Below are 17,853 nucleotides of genomic sequence, written 5' to 3' on the forward strand. Positions count from 1 at the left end.
CGAAAGCGAACGACGTGAGTCCCAGGATCGCCACCAACACCACCGTCGACCGTGACGCGCTCATCGAGTTCATCTCCCCACGGCACAAGGCGCTGCTGATCACCCGGCGCCGCGACGGTTCCCCCCAGGCGTCTCCCGTCACCTGCGGGGTGGACGGGCAGGGGCGGATCGTGGTGTCCACCTACCCCGAGCGGGTCAAGGCCCGTAACGCCGCGCGCGACGAGCGGGTGAGCGTGGTCGTGCTCTCCGACGACTTCGACGGCCCCTGGGTGCAGGTCGACGGCACCGCCGAGGTGCTGAGCGGGGAGGAGGCGGTCGAGCCCCTGGTCGAGTACTTCCGGGTGATCGCCGGAGAGCACCCGGACTGGGAGGAGTACCGGCAGGCCATGCGCCGCCAGGGCAAGGCCCTGGTGCGCGTCACCCCGCAGCGGTGGGGACCGGTGGCCACCGGCGGGTTCCCCGCGGGGCGCGCCCCCTCCTGACCCGGCCCCGGGCCGGGCCGGCCGCGCGTCCGGCCGCCACGTCGCCACTGTCGGCGACCGCGGGTCCCACGGCACCACCGGCGGGCGCGGAGTCCGTGCCCGCCCGTGCCCGCCCGTGCCCGCCCGTGCCCGCGTCGGCCCCGCGTCGACGAGTCCCGCGTGGTCGCGCAGTGCCGCCAGGGCGAGCGCGCCGTCGGGGTCAAGGGGAGGAGCGACACAGCGACCCACGCCCACGCGGGCGGGGACGAGATCGTGTCGGCCGGGGGTCGGGCGGTAGCGATGAGACCGTTCAGGCCCTGGTGGCGAAATCGGGCGCGGTCGGGCAGGCGCCTCATGGGGTACGCCGACGGCCGATCACTGCGGATCGGCCGTCGGGTGGGATAGGGGCGTGCGGGATCGGCACATCCGACCCGGAGCCGTGGTGTTCCCAGCGGCGCGGTTTGCGGTGTCGCGGACCTGTTCGTGATCGACGCCTCGGTGATGCCGGGCCTGCCCACCGCGAACCCCGATCTCACCCCCCTGGCCCTCACCGAACACCGCGCCGCCGCCCTGGCCGCCGGTCGAGGATGCCGCCGCAGGTGATGACCTCCATCGGGTAGAGGCGGACGACGACCTCGCCGGGCACGCCGCCGCGTCGGGAGCCACGGCTGTGGGTCCACATCTTCGGGGCACGAGACACGACAGAGGAGTTCGGTATGAGCCGGCCGACAGCAGCCGACGACGCCGCACCGGCGACGATGCGGGCGGTCGTCGTCACCCAGCCCGGTGGTCTGGACGCCCTTCAGGTCACCACGGTGCCGATGCCCGAGCCGCGGCCCGGATGGGTGCGGATCAAGGTGAAGGCGTTCGGCGTCAACGAGTCCGAGGTCACGACCCGAAGGGGCGAGTCGGATCCGGAGGTCACCTACCCGCGCATCCCCGGCATCGAGGGCGTCGGTGTGGTCGACCAGGCCGACGCGGACAGCGGGCTGCGCCCGGGCCAGCGGGTGGCGACCATGATGGGCGGCATGGGCCGCTCGTTCGACGGCGCCTACGCCCAGTACGTGGCCGTCCCCGCGGGGCAGGTCATCCCGTTCGAGACCGGCCTGCCCTGGGACGTCGTCGGCGCCCTGCCGGAGATGTTCCAGACCGCCTACGGATCCCTCACCACCGGTCTCGGCCTACAGGCCGGGCAGACGCTGCTGATCCGCGGCGGCACCTCCACGGTCGGGCTGAGCGCGGCCACGATCGCGAAGGACATCGGAGCCGCCGTGCTGTCCACCACCCGCAGCCCGGACCGGGCCGGGGACCTGCGAGCCGTGGGCGTCGACCATCCTCTCGTCGACAACGGCACCATCGCCGACCAGGTGCGCGAGCTGATACCGGACGGCGTCGACGCCGTACTGGAATTGGTGGGCTGCTCGGTCCTCGCCGACACCTTCCGCGCCGTCCGCCGCCACGGCACCGTCTGCTTCACCGGAGCCCTGGCGGGCCAGTGGACGGTCCCCGACTTCACCCCGTTCATGATCCCCAACGGGGTGCGGCTGACCAGCTACGCGGGCGAAGCCGGCGACCTGCCCGCGCGGGTGTTCCAGCAGCATCTGCACGCCATCGCCGCCGGACGGCTCAGGGCCCCGGTCGCGAAGGTCTACCACGGCCTGGAGCGGGTTCGCGATGCCCAGGCCGACGTCGAGACCGGCACGACGCCGGGCAAGCACGTTGTCGTCCTGAACGACTGAGAGGGCATTGGGGGCGCCGCACGCCGCTCACGGATCGGCCGTGATTGCGCGGGCCGCGAAGGCGACCGGGGTGACGCCGGTGTGGTTGCGGAAGAAACGGCCGAAGTTCGCGGGATCGGTGAAGCCGAGGTGAGCGGCCACACTCCGGGCGTCCCACCGGGCGCTTCCGAGCAGGCGCCGGGCTTCGAGGAGGCGCCGCTCGTCGATCAGGTCACGCGCCCCTTTGCCGGTGGCGTCCCGAGCGGCGCGGCTGAGGGTGCGGACCGAGCAGCCCAGCAGCTCGGCGTAGTCCGCGGCCCGGTGCAGTTCGCGGAAGTGCAGCTCCAAGGCGTCCACGAACCGGCCGTAGGTGTCCCCGCGGCCCGTGCCGGCCGTCGCCGCGCCCGCGGGGGTGATGCCGGGGGCGTTGGCAAGGCGCAGCAGCAGTGATTCGAGCAGGCTGCGCCGCAGGGCGTGGTGGACATCGAGGGGGCGGCGTCCAAGTGCCCGGTGTTCGTCGAGGAGCTGGAGTGCCGTCTGCTGGAGCCAGGCGGCGTCGTCGGGGGGCGGGCTGAGGACGGCGGGGGCCTCGTGCGCGATGAGCGGTGCCAGCAGGCGGGCGGTGCCGGGTGTCAGTACGTCCGGTTCGAAGAGGATGAACGGGCCGCGGGCGGTGCCGGGCGGATGCCAGCACTGTGCGTGTCCGGGACGCACCCACAGCCACTGGCCGGGGGCGACGGTTCGCGTGACGTGGTCGACATCGTGGAGCAGCTCGCCCTCGGTGACCGCGATGAGGTAGTGGAAGGTGGCGCGGCCTGGACGGGGCGGGTTCCACGGCCAGTCGTCGTGCTCGGCGAAGAAGTCCTCGACGGTGCTCACCTCCAGCCCGTAGGGAGTGCCCACCGGGGGCTGGAAACCATACAGCGGGATCGCGGCCGGTCCGGGCTGCCCGCCCGGCCTGGGGTGTCGCCTATCGACCATCATGTGTCCGCAGCCTACTGCCCGATTTGCCGCTTTCAACGGAAGGATGGGGGTGCCGCCGCGACCGTGTGGTGCACTGTCCGCGTCCCTCGGCGCCGACCCGCCACCACCCGAGGAAGGAGACGTTCATGAACGGACCGACCCTGCACAAGACCGCCGCTGACTGTGCGCGGGAACTTCCCGGAGCCTGGCTGGATCATCCCTTCGGTGACGACTGGGAGGTCTTCAAGGTGCGCGGCAAGGTGTTCATGCTGATGACCGAAGTCCCCGGGCGTCCCGTCGTGATCCTCAAGGCGGAGCCCGGCGAGGCCCTTGCCCTGCGGGAGCACAACAGCCACATCACTCCCGGCTACCACATGAACAAGAAGCACTGGATCACGCTGGAAGGCGGGGAAGGCGTCGATGAGTCCCTCGTCAGGGAACTCGTCACCGAGTCCTACCGGCTCGTCGTCGCTCGCCTGCCCAAGGCCGAGCAGCCCGTCGACCCCCACACCTACGGCAGCGGCGCGCGGGCGGCCCGGTGAGCGCGGCCGGGATCAGGAGTTCCCGCCGGACGCCCCTTCACCCCCGGTTCGACGTGTACACGGTCGCGGGCAAGGTGTTCCCGATCGCCACCGTCGACCCGGACGGGCAGGTCATCATGGGCAATCGCGACCGCGAACCCGCCCGCGCGCATGAACGGCTACGCCTCGATCACACCGGGCCGCTACCTCGACAGAGGCCACTGGATCTCACCCGGGCCGGGACCCGGCGTCAGCGAGGGGCCTGTCGCCGACGCGGTCGAGGATTCCTGCGACCTGGTCGTCGAACGGCTGCCGTGACGCGACCGTCCTGGTGTGGGAGGAGCGCCACAAGCGGCTGATCCCCCGCTCGCCAGTGTCCCCGTGCAAGGCTCGCCACCCCGCACACGTCCGCCACCGACCCGAGAGACCGATGGAACCGACCCTGCCGCTCTTCGACGAGGAGCCCACCCGGCCGCTCGCCGACCGCCTGCGCCCCACCCGGCTGGAAGAGGTCGTCGGACAGGACCACCTCCTGGCCCCAGACGCCCCGCTGGGCCGCATGGTCGCCCAGCGGCGTCTCAGCTCCGCCATCCTGTGGGGGCCGCCCGGCGTCGGGAAGACGACCATCGCCCGGCTCCTCGCGCACGCCGGCAACCTGGCCTTCGAACCGGTGTCGGCCACCTTCTCCGGCGTGGCCGACCTGCGCAAGGTCTTCGCCGCCGCACAACGCCGGCGCGGCATCGGCCAGGGCACTTTGCTGTTCGTCGACGAGATCCACCGCTTCAACCGTGCCCAGCAGGACAGCTTTCTTCCCTACGTCGAGGACGGCACGATCACCCTGATCGGCGCCACCACGGAGAACCCGAGCTTCGAACTCAACGGCGCCCTCCTCTCCCGCACCCAGGTCCTCGTCCTCAAACGCCTCGACCAAGCCGCGCTGTCCACGCTCCTCGACCGCGCCGAGCAGCTCACCGGCCTCCGGCTGCCTCTTGACGACGACGCCCGCGGCGCCCTGATCGCCATGGCCGACGGTGACGGTCGCTACCTCCTCAACATGGCCGAACAGCTCCAGGCCCTCCCCGACACCGAAAGCGCCCTGGACACCGCGGCGCTCGTCCACCACATCCAGCAGCGCGCCCCCCTGTACGACAAGACGCAGGAGGGCCACTACAACCTGATCTCCGCGCTGCACAAGTCGATGCGCGGCTCCGATCCGGACGCCTCGCTGTACTGGCTCGCCCGCATGCTCGACGGCGGCGAGGACCCCCTGTTCGTCGCCCGCCGCCTGGTCCGCTTCGCAAGCGAGGACATCGGCATCGCCGACCCGCACGCCCTCCGGCAGGCGCTCGCCGCCTGGGACGTGTACGAACGGCTGGGCTCCCCCGAGGGCGAGCTGGCGATCGCCCAGGCCGTCGTCTACCTCGCCACCGCGCCCAAGTCCATCGCCGTCTACCGCGGCTTCAACGCCGCACACCGCGCCGCCCGCCGCACCGGCTCGCTCATGCCGCCCGCTCACATCCTCAACGCCCCGACCCGGCTGATGAAGGATCTCGGCTACGGCGAGGACTACCAGTACGACCCCGACACCGCCGACGGTTTCTCCGGCGCCGACTACTTCCCCGACGGCATGGACCGCGAGACGTACTACCGGCCCACCCGTAACGGCTACGAAGCCCAGATCTCCGACCGCCTGCGCCACTGGGCCGCTCTGCGTGCTCGCAGACGAAGCGACTGACCGGCCGGCGCCGTGAAGAATCCGTTGTCCGGGTCCTTGCTCGCCCCTGTGTGGAGTGACGCCCTCGGCGCCGGGGGCTGCTGCACGTCCCGTGTCCGCGGAAATGAGCGGTTCTGAGAGGACGCGAACCCCCGCCGGACCGTGTTCGGTTCGCCCCTGAACTTCGTTCTCACATCCTCTCGTGAGACAGCTTCCGCGCGATGCCCCTCGCGACGGGTTCTGTGATATGCCCCGGCTTCCCGAACCGGCCGCCGCGGTCCGACTGTTCCGGTGAGCGTTTCACATGACTCAGCCCACGCGGTTTGGGTAATGCCAGATCCGACGCGGATACCCCTCGTAACGGAGGCCTTCTCCTGAGGCGGTGTCAGCCGTGGCGCTCACTCACTCCGGCCGGTGGCTCGGCCTCAGGGGCGAAGCCGTGCCGGGCCAGCACCGAGTCGCGGTCGAATCGGGTCACGAACTGCGCCGTCACCCAGAAGACCAGCCACAGACTTCCCGCCGCCAGCAGGCTCTCCACCACCTTGGGCGCCAGTCCCACCGTGTAGTCGTCCCCCCACGGGTCCAGCCCCGCGTACAGGGCTCCCCCGTAGGCGAGCGGCAGGCACGCCGCCATCACGACGACGAGCGCCGCCAGGCCCCAACCGAACCGGCGTACCGCGAACCAGCGTCCAACCACGTCGTCGCGGGCCCACATCCGATACCGGTAGGGGACCCGCGCCCCCAGGAAGCGGTAGGCGGCCCACGCGCGCAGCGGCGGGTGCTCGCGCACACGGGTGCGCAGGCCCGCCAAGGCCAGTCCCCGCAGTTCGGCCCGGTCCACCTCCTGCGCGCCGGGGGCGCGCAGTTCCAGCGCGGTGGCCACGATCTCCTCGCCGCGGCTCTCGCGGTAGTGGCGCGGGTACCAGCGCAGTGCCCGGCGCAGCTGCCGTTCGTAGGCGTCCATCGGTCAGGCTCCTCCTGTCTGGGGGCGGGGGCCGGGGGCGAGCAGACGGTGCGCGAGCTCGGCGAGGCGGGCCATGCGCTCGGCCTCACCGGCCAAGACCGCGTGTCCCTGGCCGGTGAGCCGGTAGTAGCGGCGGTTGCGGCCGTTGACGACCTCCTCGCCCGAAACCTCCACCAGGCCCTGATCGGCCAGGCGGTCCAGTGCCCCGTACAGGGTGCCGGCGCCGAGCTTGACCTTGCCCTCCGACAGTCGGCGCATCGACTACACCTTCCCCAAGGGAGACCGCGAGCGGTGCCTGCCTCCGGGGCGCAGCGACATCGGTGGCGCCAGGGAAGTACGCCTGGTACACAGGCAGGACCTGCTGACCCGACGGGGTGGTGTGGTTTGGGAAAACAAGGCGTTCACCCTGACGCCGCGGCGCCCGCGCGACGGTTCGCGCGGGCGCTGCTTTTTCCTGAACCTGACCTCCGATAAGTGAACCTTGCCGACGGACAGACGGCCTGGGTTGACGAACCTGGACACGATGAAGCCTCCGGGTAACGGCACGTTACGCGGAGGCTGCCACCAGATCCTGAAGCGGTCCTCCCCGCCCCCTGCCTACCACTGAGGGCTGGATCGTTGATGGGATTGTTGTGTGTCCTGGTCAGTGGTCGTAAGCGATCAAGGACCGTTTGGCCGGGGCATCGATCAGCCGGTCACGTCAGATCACGGCGTTGAACGCCACGATGCGCTGACATACCCGCGCCCACACCCCTCCATGGTGCGGACCGCGTACCGCTCCGGCCCGAGCTGGTTCTTCAACGTCCAAATCGCCGCTTCGATCAGCTGAGGCAACCAGGAAGGGAACACCTCCACCTCGGGTTCGTCCCCTCGGATCGGGCGAATGAGTAGATGGCCCAGATCGGCTCGACCCGCCGGACGCGGTCATGGCCGAACATCAGTGAGGTCGAAGGCGTGGGCGGTGGGGCCGCCCGCACCGGGCATGATCGCTCCGCTCGCCGCGCCGATCGGTGCGCCCCGTCCCGCGGCCTGGGCCAGGCCGCCCCAGGCGGTCAGGGGGGCGGGTTCTCGGCGTGGACGCTGGTGCGGAGGCCGGCGGCCGAGCGGGGCGGGCTGACCGGGGTGGCGAAAACCGGGCGGGTACGCTGCTGGGTGGGGAAGACCGCGGTTTTCACGGCAATGGATTCCCCGCTCGATTGCACTCTCGCGGCGTGCGTCCGCGGTTCGGGGGAACGGTGAGGTGGACGGTCATGGACAAGCCGCGTGAGCAGGACTCGTTCTCGCTGCTGTACAGGATGGGATTCCATATCAACTACGCGTTCCTGCACGTCATGGGCCCGGCGGCCCTGACCCCCGAAGCAGATCCGCGGCTCCGGGCGAAGAGGGAGTACGAGCGTCGGCGCGAACTCCACCGGGCGTGGAAGGCGCACCGGCGGTCCCGGTAGCGCGAGCGCGCACGAGGCGTTCGCTGACGCCGGGCCCGGTGCGGACAGCAGGGGGGCGGACATCCGGTCCGCCTCCGGCTTGGGATCGGACCGGTGTCCTCGGCCGGCTCGTCGCATCGACACCCGGGCCGTGCGCCGGCGTCCCCGTCACCTCAGGCCGTGGTCTGGCCGGAGGCGTACGCGGCGCCGTTGCCCGGCCGCGGCCCACGACCAGCGCGTCGGGCCGAAAACCCTGGTCACCGCGGTGACGACGGCCAGGGGGCCGGTCCGCGGGCGGTCGTGGTGGATGTCCTCGTGAGCGTGACCCCGCGGCCACGGCAGGGTGTCGCCGTAGTCCAGGAGGCGGCCACGGACCAGGCCGCCGTCGACCTCGACATGGGTCTCGGCGCGCAGGTCCAGGCCAGGGGCCGAGACCGGCAGGAGCCGTTGACCGAGTGGCCCGTGTTCTCCCTGGTCCCGATCACGGTGCGTGGTCGTTGGAGGTGTAGCGGTTCCAGGCCCCTCCGGCCTGGGTGACGACCCGGGTGGTGGCCCCGTGGTCGAACCCCAGCGTCCCGACGACGAGCGGTGCGGGGCGCGCACCGCTGTCGCGGATCGGTTCGGCGAGGCCGTGCGGGTGCGTGGGACGCTCGGCCCCGCGGCCGGGGAACAACCAGGTCGCGTCCTGGCTGGTGGTGTTCATGTCGGTCCGCTGATCCCGGGCCTAGATCGGCAGGTCGGCGGGGGTACGGGGACCAGTGCCGGCGGGCCGCCGGGACGGACGAGCGCCTGGCCGTTGGTGTCCTGGGGGATGTCGCCGGTGGTCAGCGGGGCGATGTGGCTCGCGGGTCGGGTGGAGAGCGGCATCAGGCGGACCGCCGCCCGGAGGCGTAGCGGTCCCGCGCTCTGGTCCAGGACCCGGTGAAGGAGTTCGGGGCACCGGTGCCAGCTGAACCGTGGCCCTGCGGTGATGGCCGGGCGGGGGAACCGTCCGTTCACGGCCGGTGGCCGCGTCCCCAGGTGTTGCCGGCGGGTTTCAACGCCGTCGAACGACCAGGGGAGGCAACGGGGGGTTCGGCAGGGCGCGGGGACGGGCCGGCCCGTCCCCGCGCCCGGGGTGTACGTCCGTTCGGAGATTTCGGATCTCTGGTCGCCGATGAGCGCTAGATGACCTGCTCCGTCGGGAGGATGGTGATCTCGGTGAGGTTGACGTGCTTGGGCACCGCGCTCATGAAGGCGACCGTCTCGGCGACGTCCTCGGACGACAGGACGTCGATCCGTTCGATGAGATCGGCCATGAGCTTGCTCGCGGCCGGGTCGGTGACGTGGTCGGGCAGTTCGGTGTCGACCATGCCCGGCTCGACCACTCCCACGCGGATCCCCTTGCGGCCCAATTCGGTGCGGAGCAGCCGGGTCAGCTGGGCGACGTAGGCCTTGGTCGCCGAGTAGACCTGGAAGCCCTCCAGGATCCGCACGGCGGCGATCGACGACGTCATGATGAGGTCGGCGCTTCGGCCCTCGGCCGCGGCCGCCTCCAGGGAGGGGACGAACGCCTGAATGGTGTTCATGACGCCCTTGACGTTGAGGTCGATCTGGGCGTCCCAGTCGGCCGTCGCCAGGTCGGTGATGGGAGAGATCAGCTGCACACCGGCGTTGGCGAAGACGAGGTCGGCCCGGCCCAGTTCCTCGGTGACCCGGTCGGCCGCCGCGAGGACGGCAGCGCGGTCGGTGACGTCGGTCGGCAGCGCCAGGGCGGTTCCCCCGTCGGCGCGGACGCGGTCCTCGACCTCGTCGAGCCGGTCGCCGCGACGGGCCATCAACGCCACCTTCGCGCCGAGTCCGGCCAGGCGCAGGGCGGTCGCTTCGCCGATGCCGCTGGAGGCACCGGTCACCACGGCGACACGTCCAGCGAGCGGGGTGCCGGAGATGGTTCGGGCGGAGTGCTGGGTGTCGTGTGTCGTGTCCATGTCGACCAGTGTGCGACCGGTTCCGCCGATCCGGGGGGTAGCGATACGGCCCCCCACCGGTCGGCGGCCACGCCGTGTCCGTCGGTAGGCTCACGGCATGTCACGCAGCGAGTTGGGCGAGTTCCTCATGACCCGCCGCGCCAGGGTGACGCCCGAGGAGGTCGGCATGCCCGCGGCGGGGGAGCGCCGGGTGCCCGGCCTGCGCCGCGACGAGGTCGCCGCGATCGCCGGGGTGAGCGTCGACTACTACCGACGACTGGAGCAGGGCAAGGAGACCCGCCCCTCGGAGGTGGTCCTCGCCGGCCTCTCCCGGGCGCTGCGGCTGACCGAGGCCGAGGACCGGCACCTGTACGCGCTGGCCGGCGCGGCACGCCGGCTCGACGAGGAGGCGACGGTCCGGCCGGTGCCGGCCGAGCTGTTGAACCTGATGGACTCCTGGAGCGACTCCGGCGCGATCGTGCTGGATCCGGTGCTCGACGTCCTGGCGATGAACGCCGCGGCGCGGGAGCTGTTCGCCGGGTTCGAGGAGACCGCGAACCTGCTGGAGATGGTCCTGCTGGATCCCCAGGGCCGCCGGTTCTTCGTCGAGTGGCAGGCCTCCGCCGAGGCCACCGTGGCCAACCTGCGGGCCAGCGCCGACTTCGCGGTCGCCCCGGCCCGGCTCCGGGAACTGCTCGACCGGCTCAACGCCGAGAGCCCGGAGTTCCCCGACCTGTGGGCGCGCCACGACGTGTGGCCCAAGACCCATGAGACGAAGGTGCTGCGCCACCCCGCCCGGGGCCTGCTGCGCATCGAGTTCCACGCGTTCGACGTCGCCAGCGTGCCCGGCTACCAGCTCCTGGTCTACCAGGAGAAGGGGGAGGCGACCGATGGTGGCGGCTGACCGCGGTGCGGTCGGTGTTCTTCGCCGCCTCGGGCCGGAAGGCTCCGCGGGCGTCGGCCGCTCGGACAGGTCCGCCCGCGGCGGCATCCGGTTCACGCGACCACGCCCCTCCCGGTAGCGGGAAGGGCGCTCTTCATGCCTGAATTGTCGAGGTTTCCGGTCTCCTGTAGGTGATCCCGCGACGGGCGGGAAGCCCCACTGTGGTTTCGGCTCCAGGCTGGAGGGAATCCCCACCCCCGGGAGAGCTCCAACCCGTCGCGGGGGACACGGACGTCGGCGTGGTCGACGTAGGGATCGGCCGCGGTGGGCGTGCCGGGCTGGGAATAGCCGGTGCCGTTTCCGGTGGTCCGCAGGGGCGCGCCGGCGTTGCCCGCCCGCGCGCCCCGGAACCGGGCGTCGGGGCCATAGGCGCTGGCGTCGCACAACGGACGGGTCTCCGTCCAGGACCGTGGGTGACGGGCCGGCCCCGCCGCCCCACGCCCCGGGCGAGGCCGTCTCCTCTCCGGCCGGAACCATGACCGCCCAGGCCCGGCCGCCCCGCCCTCCCCGCGAAGGAGCAGGAGCATGACCGAACCGCCATCGGACCGCTACGGTCTCGCCCACCTGTCCCCGGTCGAACGAACGCTCGTGGTGACGTTGATCGGCCGGGCGCGGGACGAGCGCCGGTCCGTGCCGTTCCTCGGTGACCCGGTGCCCGCCGCGCTGCTGGAGCGCCTGGACGTCGACCCCGGCCGTGTCGGGGTCGGTGGCACGGTGGCCCTCGCCACGGCCCTGCGCAGCGTCATGCTCGACCGCGCCGTGCGATCCTTCCTGGCGACCCACCGCGACGCGGTGGTGGTCGAACTCGGAGCCGGGCTGGAGACCCGCCGCCACCGGATCCGGCCGGGTTCCGAAGTGGACTGGTACGACGTCGAGTTGCCCGCGGCCGCGGAGTTACGCCGTGCCCTGCTGCCCCCTGAGCCCCTGTCGCCCGAAGGCGCCCGCGCGCACCTGGTGGCGGCCGACGTCACCGCCGCCGGCTGGCTCGCCGGCCTGCCCCGGAACCGTCCCACGATCGTGGTGGCCGACGGGCTCGTCGGTCTCCTTCCCCCTGACGGGGCGCGGGCGATGCTCACCGCGCTCGCCGGGCACTTCCACGACGGTGAACTGGTCTTCAACGCCTATCCGCGCCTGGTGGCCCGCACCGTCGGGGCCCAGCCCATGATGCGGCGCCTGGGAATTCCCCGCGGCTACCGGGGCTTCGGGTTCGACCAGCCGCGCGCCGTCGAGGCGCTGGCCCCCGGCCTCGTCTTCGTCGACGAGCGCTTCGGCGTCCAGGAGCGGGTGGGGGCGCTGTCGCCGCCGCTGCGGATCACGGCCGCCCTGTTCGCCCGATGGCCGGCCCAGGCCCGCAGAGGGGTGTGGGTGGTGCGCTACCGCTTCGCCGGCCCCCACCGCGAACGGCCGGGAGCCGAGGGACGGCCGGGCTGGCCGCGGAACGGGGCGCCCAGGGGGCCGTGCCCAGGGCCGGCTCGGTGGCGCGCGCGGGGCAGGGCGGGGCGGGGCCGCTGCCTGCTCCGGCCGCCCGCCACACGCCCGGCCGGGGCCGGGCGGTGACGCGAAGGGACGGTCGCCGGCCCGAGACCGGGGAGGCGGCGGCGCCATCGTCGCCGTTCCACCCCTCTGCGACACCGATGCGGCGGCGCCTTCCCTTCGACGCCGTGGGGCGGTGCCCGACGACGGCGCTCCCGGGCCGGACGCGCCGCTTGTCCACCGACCGGCGCGTCCCCGCGCGGGGGACGGCGCTCTCGGACCGAGCACGCATGCCCGGTGGGCGTGCGGGTAGCGGCGACTCGCCCCACCTCGACGGGCGCGGGGAGACCGTTTTAGGACCGCCCCGATGGCACTCGGCAGGTGCCGCCCGGCGGGACGGGGCGCCGACCTCCCGACCACACGGAACGAGGAACAGATGCAGATCGGATACAAGCTCGCCGCCGAGGCGTTCGGCCCCGACGAACTCGTCCGCCAGGCCGTCCTGGCCGAGCAGGCCGGGTTCGACTTCGTGGAGATCAGCGACCACTACCATCCCTGGCTCGACGTGCAGGGCCACTCCCCGTTCGCCTGGACCGTGCTCGGCGCGATCGCCGCCCGCACCGAGCGGATCGGCCTGGCCACCGGTGTGACCTGCCCGACCGTGCGCTACCACCCGGCGATCATCGCCCAGGCGGCGGCCACCACGGCCCTGATCTCCGGCGGGCGGTTCGTCCTGGGCGTGGGGTCGGGGGAACGCCTCAACGAGCACGTCGTCGGCCAGGAGTTCCCCGATTCGGTCCGGGTGCGCCACGCGATGCTGCGCGAGGCGCTGGAGATCATCCGGCTGCTGTGGCGCGGCGGATACCGCTCCTATGAGGGGGAGTACCTGCGGCTGGAGGACGCCCGCGTCTTCGACCTGCCCGAGGAGCCGCCGTTGATCGCCGTGGCCGCCAGCGGCGAGGTCTCGGCGCGCATCGCCGCCGAGCTCGGCGACGGCCTGTTCGCCACCGAGCCCAAGGGCGAGATCGTCGAGCACTACCGCGCCGCGGGCGGCGACGGCCCCGGCTACGCCGAGGTGCCCATGGCGTGGGCCCCCGACGAGCACACCGCCGCGCAGGCCGTCCTGGAGACGAGCCGCTGGGCGCTGACCGGGTGGAAGGTCATGAGCGAGCTGCCCAACCCCGTCAACTTCGACGCGGCCACCTCCACCGTCCGGGAGGAGGACGTGCTCGCCCAGTTCGCCTGCGGTCCCGACCCGGAGCGCTACGTCGAGTCGGCCCAGGCCTACGTCGACGCCGGCTTCGACCGGCTGGTGATGCAGAACGCCGGCCCCGATCCCGACGGCTTCATCGACTTCTACCGCAAGGAGCTGGACGGCCGCATCCGCGGGCTGACCCCGCGCGCCTCGGGGTCCTGAAATCCGGTCCGGAATCGGTGAAGCCCGGCGGGGAACCCGCGGACCGGGCGATACTCGGGAAGCCGGGGACGGCGACGGCTGGGCCTCGATGGGGCGAGGCCTCACCGCGCGTGCGTACCGGCGGGCTGTGCCCCGCGCGCGGATTGTCGTGGCATCCGGCCCCCGGCACCGACCCCGGCGAGGACGTCTGGACCCACTACGGCTTCACCGGGACCGCGACGTGGGTGTCGCCCCGGGTCGGCAGGTGGGCGCTGCTGCTCACCGACCGGATCCGCTACTCCCGCGACCCGGTGCCGATCTCCCGGCTGCGTGACGCCTTCCGCGGGCTCGTCTTCGGCCGGGCGGGCGAGGGGCAGGGGCGTCCCCGCGGGCACGGCCGGAGCTTCGGAGGCGAGGAGGGCACCAATGGCGCGGCAGGAGGAACCGGAAGGCGGCCCCGCCCCTTCCTCCTCGACCCTGCGGCGGTGGCGTCGCCGGCTCGCCGACGAGCGGGAGGCGGCCCGGACCTACCGCGCGCTGGCGGCCCGCCGCACCGGCGAGGAGCGCGAGATCCTGCTCGGCCTGGCCGCCGCGGAGGAACGCCACGTCGCGCACTGGGAGGACCTGCTCGGCGACCGGGTCGGGCCGCCGCGCCGGGGCGGGCCCCGGAGCCGGCTGCTCAACCTCTGCGCCCGCCGCTTCGGCTGGGTGTTCGTGCTGGCGCTCCTCCAGCGGGCCGAGGACCGGTCCCTCTACGAGGGCGACGCCGACGCCTCACCCGCGATGGCCGCCGACGAGCGCGTGCACGCCGAGGTGGTGCGCGGGCTCGCCGCGCGCGGGCGGGCCCGGATGTCGGGGACACTGCGCGCCGCCGTCTTCGGCGCCAACGACGGGCTGGTGAGCAACGCGGCCCTGGTCCTCGGGGTGATCGGCGGTGGAGCCGGCTCCCAGACGGTGCTGCTGACCGGATTGTCGGGGCTGCTGGCCGGCGCGCTGTCGATGGCGGCCGGGGAGTTCGTGTCGGTCAGCTCGCAGCGGGAACTGCTGGCGGCCTCCGCCCCCGGCGGGGACGCCACGGCGCCGCCGCCCGCGCTCGACGTCGACGTCAACGAGCTCGCCCTGGTCTACCGGGCCCGGGGGATGGCGGCGGAGGAGGCGCGCCGGCGCGCCGACGCGGTGCTGCGCCACGGCATGCCCGCGCCCGGCGCGCTGGGCGCGGGCGGTGGAGGCGACGAGGTGGTGGGCAGCGGGATCGGCGCGGCGGTGTCGAGCTTCGCCTTCTTCGCGACGGGGGCGGCGATCCCGGTGCTGCCGTTCCTGGCCGGTGGGGAGGGGACCGCCGCGCTCGTCGTGGCCGGTGTCCTCACCGGGATCGGCCTGCTGCTCACCGGCGCGGTCGTGGGGCTGCTGTCCGGCGCGTCCCCGTTGCGCAGGGCGCTACGCCAATTCGCGATCGGCGCCGCCGCCGCTGCGGCGACCTACCTGCTCGGCCTCGCCTTCGGCACGGCGGTCGGCTAGGCCGTGTCCCATGATCGATCGTGTGGTGGGGCGAGGAGAGACAACGGACGCGCCGTGGCGACCCGGTTCGCCAAGCCGGCGGCCCGCTACCCGGCCGGGGTGGTCATCGTGGCACTGATCCTCCGGCTCAGGGCCGACAGCTGATCATCGTGTTCAGTCCGAGTTGAACCACACCAGCACGCCTGGACCGTCCGGCGTGACCACCGGCACCCACGCCTCATCGATCTCACGGATCCGGCTCCCGTCCAGCCGCAGAGCGTGCGGCTCCTCGGTGGTTCCGTCGGATGCCCAGTAGCGGACGGCTCCGATGATCTCCCGGAGCCTGTCCCGCTCGTCATCCGGCCACCCGTGGTTCCGGGTGCCGGCACCACGGAAGTGCTTCTCGAACAGCTCGCGCAACGCGTCCAGCTCATCAGGGCCGAACAACGGCACTAAAAAGCCCTCGACCCGCCCCTGCCGGCAAGCCGTTCCGCCGTACTGCTGCTGATAGCAGACCCCGGTCTCCGCCTCGACCACCACATACAGCCAGCCGCCGGCACTCATGCCGTCAGGATCGAGGAAGACGAAGTGTCGAGAGGCCATGGCGTCAGTCTTCCGGGCCGCCCACCACAAGCTCAACGACATTTGGCCCTGCGAGATCGATCATGAGACACGGCCTACGCCGCGTGGCCGGCGGCCACGCCCGGTCGCCCGGACGAGGGCGGCCCTGAAATCGCTTCACTCGCGCTCGCCTCGTCCACTACGATCGCCGGGTTGTTCTCCCGCCGGGGCCAAGAGGTCCGCCCCTGGTCCACCCGGCGGTTCCCGGAGTGAGAGTGGGGTTCGTTCATGGCGTGTCGTATCAGTGAGCTCGTGCTCGGCTGCCGCGACCCCGAGGCGCTGGCACGCTTCTGGTGCGAGGTCCTGGACTACGTCGTACTGGACCGCGAGGAGGGCGCGGTGGAGATCGGGCCGCGCGAGGGGTTCGGCGGCCCACAGCCGACGATCATCCTCAGCCGCAGGGACGAACCGGAGAAGGGGAAGTCCCGACTGCACATCGACGTCAACGCCACCGACCGCGATCAAGACGCCGAACTCGAACGTCTTCTCGCGCTCGGTGCCCGCCCGGCCGACATCGGCCAGACGGGGGAGGAGCCGTGGCACGTCCTGGCCGACCCCGAAGGCAACGAGTTCTGCCTGCTCAAGGCCCGCCTCGACCCGCTGTGACGTTCGCGGGTCACGCCCGGTCGCGGGTGCCGCGATCGCGATGTGAGCGCGGTCTCCGGTGGCGGGTCCGTCCACGACGGCCCCGCACACCGGGGACCGCGTGGCCGCCCTGACGGGGCGGCGCGCCCCGACCAGCGGGCGCGGCCGGAACCCGGTCGCCCGTACCCGCGCGATCGGGGCGGCGGCCGGCGCGCCCAGGCGGGGCGGCGCGGACCGCCAGGCCCCGGGTGGGCGGTGCGGGCGCCGGTGGGGCGACGGGCCGGACCGGCGGAGCGGGAGGTCAGCGGTAGTACCCGTCGATCGCCCGGAGCAGGCGCCCACGGGCGGCCTCGGTCTGCTCCACCCCGACCAGCACGTAGTAGGCCAGTCCCTCGGCCAGGGCGACGAGGGAGACGGCGGCCTCCCTCGCGTCGGCGTCCTCGCGCAGCAGACCGGCGTCGCGGTCGCGTTCCAGCAGCCGTGCCAGGCGGTCGTGCAGGTGGGCGTACTCCGCTCGCAGCCGGGTCGCGATGGCCTCGTCGGTCAGGGCGAGGGCGCCGAAGGAATGGCGGACCCGCAGGTGGTCCCGTGTCGCGGCGTCGTAGGGGATCAGCTCGACGAGGACGACGGTCACGACGGTGCGAGGCGCCGCGGGCGACGCCGCTTCCGCGACCTTGCGTTCGATCCGGGCGGTGCTCAGGGCGTTGCCCCGCTCGAACGCCGTGGTGATCAGCCGGTCCTTGGTCGGGAAGTAGTGCTGGACGCGCCCCGGGGAGACGCCGGCGCGGGCGGCGACCTCGCTCAACGACACGGCGGCCGGGCCGAGGTCGGCGACCACCGCCAAGACGGCGTCGGCGATCTCGGCGCGGCGGAGTTCGTGCTGGGCCCCCGGACCGCGGGTGCGACCTCCCATGGGCACTCCAGGTAAATCGATGAGGGCATATCGGATTGACGGGGTGAGTGTATCCGGGTTAGGTTCGCGCCATCAGCAAAGCGATGAGGTCTCATTGTTTTGAGGGCTTCCGCCGCCGGAAGATCCGGACCCAACGGCGCGAGCACGGAAGGCAGGCCGACATGACCGAGCGCAAACCGCCCGGGATGGACTTCGAGTCCTGGGTCGACCGTCAGATCCGCGAGGCCACCGAACGAGGCGAGTTCGACAACCTGCCGGGCGCGGGCAAGCCCATCCCCGACATCGACCGCCGCCACGACGACATGTGGTGGATCAGGCGCAAGCTGCGCGAGGAGGGCGCCTCGCTCCTGCCACCCGCGCTCGCCCTGCGCAAGCGGGCCGAGGACGCGCTCGCCGCGGCGCAGCGGGCCGGCAGCGAGGCCGAGGCGCGCCGGATCGTCGAAGGGATCAACGAGGAGATCCGCGCGATGCTGCGGCGCCCGATTCCGGGACCACCGCTCACCCTGATGCCCTACGACGTCGAGGCGGTCCTCGCCCGCAGGCGCGAACGCCGCGACGGGTGAACGGCTCCCCGCGGGCGGCCGTTGGACGGTCTCTTCGGGGCCGTCCGACACGGGCGGACACGGGGATCCCGGCCGTTTCGCGGGACGGCCGAAGCGCGGCGGGGGATTGGCGGCCGTGACGTGGGTAGCCGCGGGGAGGACTTTGACCCCG

General features: G+C 72.7%; 20 protein-coding genes and 2 pseudogenes. 13 read left to right on the plus strand and 9 right to left on the minus strand.

All coding sequences use genetic code 11. The features are described 5' to 3' along the window. Nucleotides 1–14: 14 nt before the first annotated feature. The 3 genes and pseudogenes from B5D66_RS07335 (at nucleotide 15) to B5D66_RS07350 (ending at nucleotide 2,200) form a co-directional block, all read left to right on the plus strand. Nucleotides 15–482 carry a PPOX class F420-dependent oxidoreductase gene (locus tag B5D66_RS07335; protein WP_078760870.1) on the plus strand — a complete coding sequence of 156 codons (468 nt, stop codon included), beginning with the start codon at nucleotides 15–17 and terminating at the stop codon, nucleotides 480–482. A 441-nt stretch (nucleotides 483–923) separates the two neighbouring features. Continuing rightward, a pseudogene (locus B5D66_RS07345) lies at nucleotides 924–1,064 on the plus strand (GMC oxidoreductase); the annotation flags it as partial. A 113-nt stretch (nucleotides 1,065–1,177) separates the two neighbouring features. Continuing rightward, on the plus strand, nucleotides 1,178–2,200 hold the full coding sequence (locus tag B5D66_RS07350) for an alcohol dehydrogenase catalytic domain-containing protein (protein WP_078760873.1): 1,023 nt from the start codon (nucleotides 1,178–1,180) through the stop codon (nucleotides 2,198–2,200). 27 nt (nucleotides 2,201–2,227) lie between these two features. Here B5D66_RS07350 and B5D66_RS07355 read toward each other — a convergent pair whose 3' ends face one another. Beyond that, complete coding sequence (locus tag B5D66_RS07355; RefSeq protein ID WP_078760874.1) at nucleotides 2,228–3,163, minus strand: helix-turn-helix domain-containing protein; 936 nt, start codon at nucleotides 3,161–3,163, stop codon at nucleotides 2,228–2,230. Between the two features lie 125 nt (nucleotides 3,164–3,288). On the opposite strand from B5D66_RS07355, the gene B5D66_RS07360 reads away from it, so the two are divergent. The 3 genes from B5D66_RS07360 (at nucleotide 3,289) to B5D66_RS07370 (ending at nucleotide 5,398) form a co-directional block, all read left to right on the plus strand. Then, complete coding sequence (locus B5D66_RS07360; protein ID WP_078760875.1) at nucleotides 3,289–3,684, plus strand: MmcQ/YjbR family DNA-binding protein; 396 nt, start codon at nucleotides 3,289–3,291, stop codon at nucleotides 3,682–3,684. 150 nt (nucleotides 3,685–3,834) lie between these two features. Beyond that, complete coding sequence (locus tag B5D66_RS25675) at nucleotides 3,835–3,981, plus strand: MmcQ/YjbR family DNA-binding protein (protein WP_200813555.1); 147 nt, start codon at nucleotides 3,835–3,837, stop codon at nucleotides 3,979–3,981. A gap of 112 nt (nucleotides 3,982–4,093) precedes the next feature. Beyond that, nucleotides 4,094–5,398: a replication-associated recombination protein A gene (locus B5D66_RS07370; RefSeq protein WP_078760876.1), complete on the plus strand. Its 1,305-nt coding sequence runs from the start codon at nucleotides 4,094–4,096 to the stop codon at nucleotides 5,396–5,398. A 364-nt stretch (nucleotides 5,399–5,762) separates the two neighbouring features. Here B5D66_RS07370 and B5D66_RS07375 read toward each other — a convergent pair whose 3' ends face one another. The 4 genes and pseudogenes from B5D66_RS07375 to B5D66_RS26280 all read right to left on the minus strand — a co-directional run bounded on the left by B5D66_RS07375 (nucleotide 5,763) and on the right by B5D66_RS26280 (nucleotide 7,516). Next, nucleotides 5,763–6,341 (minus strand): hypothetical protein, encoded by a 579-nt coding sequence (locus tag B5D66_RS07375; RefSeq protein ID WP_078760877.1) that lies wholly within the window; start codon nucleotides 6,339–6,341, stop codon nucleotides 5,763–5,765. Nucleotides 6,342–6,344: 3 nt separating this feature from the next. After that, a complete protein-coding gene (locus B5D66_RS07380; protein ID WP_078760878.1) occupies nucleotides 6,345–6,599 on the minus strand; it encodes a PadR family transcriptional regulator in 255 nt (84 codons plus the stop codon). A gap of 442 nt (nucleotides 6,600–7,041) precedes the next feature. Beyond that, nucleotides 7,042–7,247 (minus strand): annotated as a pseudogene (locus B5D66_RS26595) (IS982 family transposase); the annotation flags it as partial. Nucleotides 7,248–7,393: 146 nt separating this feature from the next. Next, nucleotides 7,394–7,516 carry a hypothetical protein gene (locus tag B5D66_RS26280; RefSeq protein ID WP_268805236.1) on the minus strand — a complete coding sequence of 41 codons (123 nt, stop codon included), beginning with the start codon at nucleotides 7,514–7,516 and terminating at the stop codon, nucleotides 7,394–7,396. Nucleotides 7,517–7,591: 75 nt separating this feature from the next. Here B5D66_RS26280 and B5D66_RS07385 point away from each other — a divergent pair, with 75 nt between their 5' ends. Beyond that, nucleotides 7,592–7,786, plus strand: coding sequence for a hypothetical protein (locus B5D66_RS07385; RefSeq protein ID WP_078760879.1), 195 nt, complete (start codon nucleotides 7,592–7,594; stop codon nucleotides 7,784–7,786). Between the two features lie 460 nt (nucleotides 7,787–8,246). Here B5D66_RS07385 and B5D66_RS07390 read toward each other — a convergent pair whose 3' ends face one another. Together B5D66_RS07390 and B5D66_RS07395 are read right to left on the minus strand one after the other, a co-directional pair. Beyond that, complete coding sequence (locus B5D66_RS07390; protein ID WP_078760880.1) at nucleotides 8,247–8,468, minus strand: hypothetical protein; 222 nt, start codon at nucleotides 8,466–8,468, stop codon at nucleotides 8,247–8,249. Between the two features lie 460 nt (nucleotides 8,469–8,928). Continuing rightward, on the minus strand, nucleotides 8,929–9,732 hold the full coding sequence (locus tag B5D66_RS07395) for an SDR family oxidoreductase (RefSeq protein WP_235000832.1): 804 nt from the start codon (nucleotides 9,730–9,732) through the stop codon (nucleotides 8,929–8,931). Between the two features lie 97 nt (nucleotides 9,733–9,829). Here B5D66_RS07395 and B5D66_RS07400 point away from each other — a divergent pair, with 97 nt between their 5' ends. The 4 genes from B5D66_RS07400 to B5D66_RS07415 all read left to right on the plus strand — a co-directional run bounded on the left by B5D66_RS07400 (nucleotide 9,830) and on the right by B5D66_RS07415 (nucleotide 15,041). After that, on the plus strand, nucleotides 9,830–10,615 hold the full coding sequence (locus B5D66_RS07400) for a helix-turn-helix domain-containing protein (RefSeq protein ID WP_235000833.1): 786 nt from the start codon (nucleotides 9,830–9,832) through the stop codon (nucleotides 10,613–10,615). A gap of 564 nt (nucleotides 10,616–11,179) precedes the next feature. After that, nucleotides 11,180–12,211 (plus strand): class I SAM-dependent methyltransferase, encoded by a 1,032-nt coding sequence (locus B5D66_RS07405; RefSeq protein WP_078760881.1) that lies wholly within the window; start codon nucleotides 11,180–11,182, stop codon nucleotides 12,209–12,211. A gap of 352 nt (nucleotides 12,212–12,563) precedes the next feature. Then, a complete protein-coding gene (locus tag B5D66_RS07410) occupies nucleotides 12,564–13,544 on the plus strand; it encodes a TIGR03557 family F420-dependent LLM class oxidoreductase (protein ID WP_078760976.1) in 981 nt (326 codons plus the stop codon). Nucleotides 13,545–13,949: 405 nt separating this feature from the next. After that, the gene (locus B5D66_RS07415; RefSeq protein ID WP_078760882.1) at nucleotides 13,950–15,041 is read left to right on the plus strand and encodes a VIT1/CCC1 transporter family protein; all 1,092 of its coding nucleotides are present in this window, start codon (nucleotides 13,950–13,952) and stop codon (nucleotides 15,039–15,041) included. A gap of 153 nt (nucleotides 15,042–15,194) precedes the next feature. Here B5D66_RS07415 and B5D66_RS07420 read toward each other — a convergent pair whose 3' ends face one another. Further along, nucleotides 15,195–15,623, minus strand: a complete 429-nt coding sequence (locus tag B5D66_RS07420) for a DUF6210 family protein (RefSeq protein ID WP_078760977.1) — start codon at nucleotides 15,621–15,623, stop codon at nucleotides 15,195–15,197. A 246-nt stretch (nucleotides 15,624–15,869) separates the two neighbouring features. Here B5D66_RS07420 and B5D66_RS07425 point away from each other — a divergent pair, with 246 nt between their 5' ends. Next, entirely contained in the window at nucleotides 15,870–16,247 is a 378-nt protein-coding gene (locus B5D66_RS07425; RefSeq protein ID WP_078760883.1) for a VOC family protein, read from the plus strand. Nucleotides 16,248–16,527: 280 nt separating this feature from the next. Here B5D66_RS07425 and B5D66_RS07430 read toward each other — a convergent pair whose 3' ends face one another. Then, on the minus strand, nucleotides 16,528–17,139 hold the full coding sequence (locus B5D66_RS07430) for a TetR/AcrR family transcriptional regulator (protein WP_078760884.1): 612 nt from the start codon (nucleotides 17,137–17,139) through the stop codon (nucleotides 16,528–16,530). 161 nt (nucleotides 17,140–17,300) lie between these two features. Here B5D66_RS07430 and B5D66_RS07435 point away from each other — a divergent pair, with 161 nt between their 5' ends. Next, nucleotides 17,301–17,702, plus strand: coding sequence for a DnaJ family domain-containing protein (locus B5D66_RS07435; protein WP_078760885.1), 402 nt, complete (start codon nucleotides 17,301–17,303; stop codon nucleotides 17,700–17,702). Nucleotides 17,703–17,853 lie beyond the last annotated feature (151 nt).

This window comes from Marinactinospora thermotolerans DSM 45154 (assembly GCF_900167435.1).
GTDB lineage: Bacteria > Actinomycetota > Actinomycetes > Streptosporangiales > Streptosporangiaceae > Marinactinospora > Marinactinospora thermotolerans.

Coding starts and splice junctions, on each gene's coding strand:
- B5D66_RS07350 (WP_078760873.1), top strand. CDS start 1,178: ATGAGCCGGCCGACAGCAGCCGACGACGCCGCACCGGCGACGATGCGG.
- B5D66_RS07355 (WP_078760874.1), bottom strand. CDS start 3,163: ATGATGGTCGATAGGCGACACCCCAGGCCGGGCGGGCAGCCCGGACCG.
- B5D66_RS07360 (WP_078760875.1), top strand. CDS start 3,289: ATGAACGGACCGACCCTGCACAAGACCGCCGCTGACTGTGCGCGGGAA.
- B5D66_RS25675 (WP_200813555.1), top strand. CDS start 3,835: ATGAACGGCTACGCCTCGATCACACCGGGCCGCTACCTCGACAGAGGC.
- B5D66_RS07370 (WP_078760876.1), top strand. CDS start 4,094: ATGGAACCGACCCTGCCGCTCTTCGACGAGGAGCCCACCCGGCCGCTC.
- B5D66_RS07375 (WP_078760877.1), bottom strand. CDS start 6,341: ATGGACGCCTACGAACGGCAGCTGCGCCGGGCACTGCGCTGGTACCCG.
- B5D66_RS07380 (WP_078760878.1), bottom strand. CDS start 6,599: ATGCGCCGACTGTCGGAGGGCAAGGTCAAGCTCGGCGCCGGCACCCTG.
- B5D66_RS07385 (WP_078760879.1), top strand. CDS start 7,592: ATGGACAAGCCGCGTGAGCAGGACTCGTTCTCGCTGCTGTACAGGATG.
- B5D66_RS07390 (WP_078760880.1), bottom strand. CDS start 8,468: ATGAACACCACCAGCCAGGACGCGACCTGGTTGTTCCCCGGCCGCGGG.
- B5D66_RS07395 (WP_235000832.1), bottom strand. CDS start 9,732: ATGGACACGACACACGACACCCAGCACTCCGCCCGAACCATCTCCGGC.
- B5D66_RS07400 (WP_235000833.1), top strand. CDS start 9,830: ATGTCACGCAGCGAGTTGGGCGAGTTCCTCATGACCCGCCGCGCCAGG.
- B5D66_RS07405 (WP_078760881.1), top strand. CDS start 11,180: ATGACCGAACCGCCATCGGACCGCTACGGTCTCGCCCACCTGTCCCCG.
- B5D66_RS07410 (WP_078760976.1), top strand. CDS start 12,564: ATGCAGATCGGATACAAGCTCGCCGCCGAGGCGTTCGGCCCCGACGAA.
- B5D66_RS07415 (WP_078760882.1), top strand. CDS start 13,950: ATGGCGCGGCAGGAGGAACCGGAAGGCGGCCCCGCCCCTTCCTCCTCG.
- B5D66_RS07420 (WP_078760977.1), bottom strand. CDS start 15,623: ATGGCCTCTCGACACTTCGTCTTCCTCGATCCTGACGGCATGAGTGCC.
- B5D66_RS07425 (WP_078760883.1), top strand. CDS start 15,870: ATGGCGTGTCGTATCAGTGAGCTCGTGCTCGGCTGCCGCGACCCCGAG.
- B5D66_RS07430 (WP_078760884.1), bottom strand. CDS start 17,139: ATGGGAGGTCGCACCCGCGGTCCGGGGGCCCAGCACGAACTCCGCCGC.
- B5D66_RS07435 (WP_078760885.1), top strand. CDS start 17,301: ATGACCGAGCGCAAACCGCCCGGGATGGACTTCGAGTCCTGGGTCGAC.